Origin of the sequence: Pseudomonas sp. 22526, assembly GCF_052044735.1 — a bacterium.
In the GTDB taxonomy this organism is placed as follows: Bacteria; Pseudomonadota; Gammaproteobacteria; order Pseudomonadales; family Pseudomonadaceae; genus Aquipseudomonas; species Aquipseudomonas piscium.
On the sequence record NZ_JBQENK010000013.1, the window covers coordinates 166084 to 170600 of the forward strand.

Genomic DNA, 4517 nt, shown 5'->3' on the forward strand with positions numbered 1-4517 from the left:
TAGGAGCGAGGCTTGCCCGCGATAGGGCCCTCAAGGCCTAGCTGCGCAATTCCGGGCGATCGCGAAACTGCTCCAGCGCTTCGGGGTTGGCCAGGGCGTCGGTGTTTTTCACCGGCAGGCCGTGCACCACGTTGCGCACCGCCAGTTCGACGATCTTGCCGCTGATGGTCCGTGGAATGTCGCTGACCGCGAGGATCTTCGCCGGCACATGGCGGGGTGTGGTGTTGGCGCGGATCACCTGGCGGATCTGCTCCTGCAGGGCATCGTCCAGCTGTACGCCGTCCTGCAGGCGCACGAACAGCACCACCCGCACGTCGTTGTCCCATTGCTGACCGATGGCCAGGCTTTCCAGCACTTGTTCGAGTTTCTCCACCTGGCGGTAGATTTCCGCGGTGCCGATGCGCACGCCGCCGGGGTTGAGCACGGCGTCCGAGCGGCCGTGAATCAGCCAACTGCCATGGGCCAGTTGCTCGGCATAGTCACCCTGGGCCCAGACCCCGGGGAACTGGCTGAAGTAGGAGGCGCGCAGCTTCTCGTGCCGCGGGTCGTGCCACAGGCCGATGGGCATGGCCGGGAAATGCCGGGTGCAGACCAGCTCGCCCTTTTCGCCGATCACCGCCTGGCCCTGGTCGTTCCACACCTCCACGGCCATGCCCAGGCCCTTGCCCTGCATTTCGCCGCGGTGCACCGGCAACAGCGGGTTGCCGATGATGAAGCAGGAAATGATATCGGTACCGCCGGACATCGAGGCCAGGCACAGGTCCTGCTTGAACGCCCGGTACACGTAGTCGAAGCTCTGCGGCGACAGCGGCGAGCCGGTGCTGAGCAGGGTCTTGAGGCTGGCCAGGGAATGGCTTTGCCGTGGCTCGATGCCGGCCTTTTCCAGGGCCACCAGGTACTTGGGGCTGGTGCCGAAGACGCTGATGCCTTCCTGGTCGATCAGGTCGATCAAGTGTTCGGGCGCCGGGTGGAACGGCGAGCCGTCGTACAGCAGCACCGTGGCACCCACCGCCAGAGCGGAGACCAGCCAGTTCCACATCATCCAGCCGCAGGTGGTGTAGTAGAACAGCACTTCGCCTGCGTGCAGGTCGGTGTGCAGGCCGTGCTCCTTGAGGTGCTGCAACAGCACGCCACCGGTGCTGTGGATGATGCACTTGGGGACGCCGGTGGTACCGCTGGAATAGAGGATGTACAGCGGATGGGTGAAGGGTACGGCGACGAACTCTGGCTCGCCGCCGGGGCGGTAGAAATCGTCCCACAGCGCGACCCTGGCTGAGGTGCGGAAGTCTTCGGTGCGAGCCTCGGGCCGGGCGTACGGCACGATGATCAGCTGTTGCAGGGACGGCAGGCGTTCGAGGATTTCGTTGACCTTGGCCGTCTGGTCGATCTGTTTGCCGGCATAGCGGTAGCCGGCGCAGGTGATCAGCACCTTGGGTTCGATCTGGCCGAACCTGTCGATCACTCCCAGGGTGCCGAAGTCCGGCGAGGAGCTGGACCAGACGGCCCCGAGGCTGGCGGTGGCGAGCATGCCCACCAGGGTCTGCCAGGTATTGGGCATGCAGGCGGCGACCCGGTCGCCGAGGCCGACACCGGCGGCCCGCAGGCTGTGTTGCAGGCCGGCGACATGGGCCGCCAGCTGGTTGTAGGTCAGCTGTTCGCGCTGGCCGTTCTCGTTGATCGCCACCACCGCGACGCCGTGGTCACGGCGCTTGAGCAGGTGTTCGGCGAAGTTCAGGGTGGCGTCGGGAAACCACTGGGCGGCGGGCATGCTGCTGCCTTCGATCAACACTGCGCTGGGGGGCGCATGGAACTCGACATCGAAGAAATCGACTATCGCCTGCCAGAAGGCTTCGCGCTGCTCGATGCTCCATTGGTGCAGGGCGGGGTAGTCGTCGATGTCCAGGTCATAACGGTGATTGATCAAGCGCCGGAAGGCTTCCATGCGGGTTTTGCTGATGCGCTCGGCACTGGGTTGCCAGAGTAATTCGGACATGGGTGGCCTCTTGTTTTTCTGGTGCACACACAAAGCGGGTCCAACTCTACCTGTAGCCGCTGCCGAAGGCTGCGATCGACCGGAACGGTCGTGGCGGTCTCAAGGTCGCGGAGGTCCTTCGGACCTATCGCAGCCTGCGGCAGCGGCTACACCGGCTTACTGCGCCAACCAGCCGCCGTCGATATTCCACGCCGCGCCACGCACCTGGCTGCCGGCCTCACTGCACAAGAATAGGACCAACTCGCCCAACTGCGAAGGCGTGACGAACTCCAGGGACGGCTGTTTTTCCGCCAGCAGGTCGTGCTGCGCCTGTTGCGGGTCGACACCGGCCGCGGCGCGGTCGTCGATCTGTTTCTGCACCAGCGGGGTCAGGACCCAGCCCGGGCAGATGGCGTTGCAGGTGACGTTGCTGGTGGCGGTTTCCAGGCCGACCACCTTGGTCAGGCCGATCACCCCGTGCTTGGCCGCCACATAGGCGGCCTTGCCCACCGAGCCGACCTGGCCATGCACCGAGGCGATGTTGACGATCCGCCCCCAGCCCTTGGCGCGCATGCCCGGCAGGCTCAGGCGGGTGCTGTGGAACACCGACGACAGGTTGATGGCGATGATCGAGTCCCAGCGCTCCACCGGGAATTCCTCCACCGCCGCCACATGCTGGATGCCGGCGTTGTTGACCAGGATGTCGACGCCGCCGAACTCGCGCTCGGCGTAGGCGAGCATGTCGGCGATCTGCGCCGGGTCGCTGACGTCGGCCGGGTGATGGCCGACCTTGCCGCCGCTGTCTTTATTGAGGCGCGCGACCTCGGCGATCACCGTCGAGGCATCGCCGAAGCCGTTGAGGATCAGGTGGGCGCCGGCCTTGGCCAGGCTCAGGGCGATGCCTAGACCGATGCCGCTGGTGGAGCCGGTGACGAGGGCGGTCTTGCCCGCAAGATTGCTCATGAATACCTCACACAATGCCGGTGGCGTAGAAAGTGGCGATCACGACGAAGACGGCCAGGGTCTTGATCAGCGTAATGCAGAAAATGTCCTTGTAGGCTTGGCGGTGGGTCAGGCCGGTAACCGCCAGCAGGGTGATCACCGCGCCGTTGTGCGGCAGGGTGTCCATGCCGCCGCTGGCCATGGCGGCCACGCGGTGCAGCACTTCCAGGGGGATGTTGGCGGCGTGGGCGGCGCTGATGAAGGTCTCGGACATGGCCGCCAGGGCGATGCTCATGCCGCCCGAGGCGGAGCCGGTGATGCCGGCCAGCAGGGTCACGGTGATGGCTTCGTTGACCAGCGGGTTGGGGATGCTTTTCAGCCAGTCCGACAGCACCAGGAAGCCCGGCAAGGAGGCGATCACCGCGCCGAAGCCGTATTCCGAAGCGGTGTTCATCGCCGCCAGCAGGGCGCTGCTGACCGCGCTTTTGCTGCCCTCGGCCAGCTTGCCGCGAATGGCCGAGAAGCCGAACACCAGGACCATGATGATGCCCACCAGCAAGGCGGCCTGGACCGCCCAGATGGCGGTGAGCTTGGCGACGTCGGTCTGCACCGGGGCGGCCATGCCGGCCAGGGCCAGGCTGTGGGTCTTGCCGTACCACAGGGGAATCCAGTGGGTGAACAGCAGGTTCATCAGGCCCACCAGCAACAGCGGCGACAGGGCGATCCAGGGGTTGGGCAACTGCAGATCGGCGGCGGTTTCCGGTTCGTTGCGCAGGTCGCTGCCGTAGCCTTCACCGGCGTGATGCGCCTTGTTGCGCTGGCGCTGCAGGAACAGCATGCCGGCGCAGAACACGAAGACGGTGCCGATCACCCCCAACCAGGGCGCGGCCCAGGCGGTGGTGTTGAAGAAGGTGCTGGGGATGATGTTCTGGATCTGCGGGGTGCCGGGCAGGGCGTCCATGGTGAAGGAAAACGCGCCGAGGGCGATGGTCGCCGGGATCAGGCGCTTGGGGATATTGCTCTGGCGGAACATCTCGGCGGCGAACGGGTAGACCGCGAATACCACCACGAACAGCGAGACGCCGCCGTAGGTCAGCAGGGCGCAGACCAGCACGATCACCAGCATCGCCTGGCGGGTGCCGAGCAGGCGGATGGCCGCCGCGACGATGGAACGGGAGAAGCCCGACAGCTCGATCAGCTTGCCGAACACCGCGCCGAGCAGGAACACCGGGAAGTAGAGCTTGATGAAGCCGACCATCTTCTCCATGAACACACCAGTGAAGGCGGGCGCCACGGCGGACGGGTCGGTGAGCAGGACGGCGCCGAGGGCGGCGATGGGGGCAAAGAGGATAACGCTGTAGCCACGGTAAGCAGCCAACATCAGCAGCGCGAGGGCTGCCAGGGCAATGATCACACTCATGGTGTGTCTCTCCAGGATTGTTATTTTTGTAGGGTGTTGCGGGTGTGGGAGGGGCTATAGCGAGTTTTGTGCCATATGGTTAAGTGATTGATAAATAAAGATATTTTTATATTTTTTGAGAGGGGGAATAGTGCTTTGTCTCTGTCTTGAGACTTCTGTTGGCCGAAAGGGCGTCATCGCGGG

Annotated in this window: 3 protein-coding genes; all 3 read right to left on the reverse strand. The window is 64.8% G+C overall.

Annotated features, from left to right (window positions below):
• Window positions 1–37: 37 nt before the first annotated feature.
• Entirely contained in the window at window positions 38–1993 is a 1956-nt protein-coding gene (locus tag ACTJKT_RS20460; RefSeq protein WP_440788346.1) for an acetoacetate--CoA ligase, read from the reverse strand.
• Window positions 1994–2149: 156 nt separating this feature from the next.
• A complete protein-coding gene (locus ACTJKT_RS20465) occupies window positions 2150–2935 on the reverse strand; it encodes a 3-hydroxybutyrate dehydrogenase (RefSeq protein ID WP_038633440.1) in 786 nt (261 codons plus the stop codon).
• A 7-nt stretch (window positions 2936–2942) separates the two neighbouring features.
• On the reverse strand, window positions 2943–4334 hold the full coding sequence (locus tag ACTJKT_RS20470) for a GntP family permease (RefSeq protein WP_440788347.1): 1392 nt from the start codon (window positions 4332–4334) through the stop codon (window positions 2943–2945).
• Window positions 4335–4517: the final 183 nt, after the last annotated feature.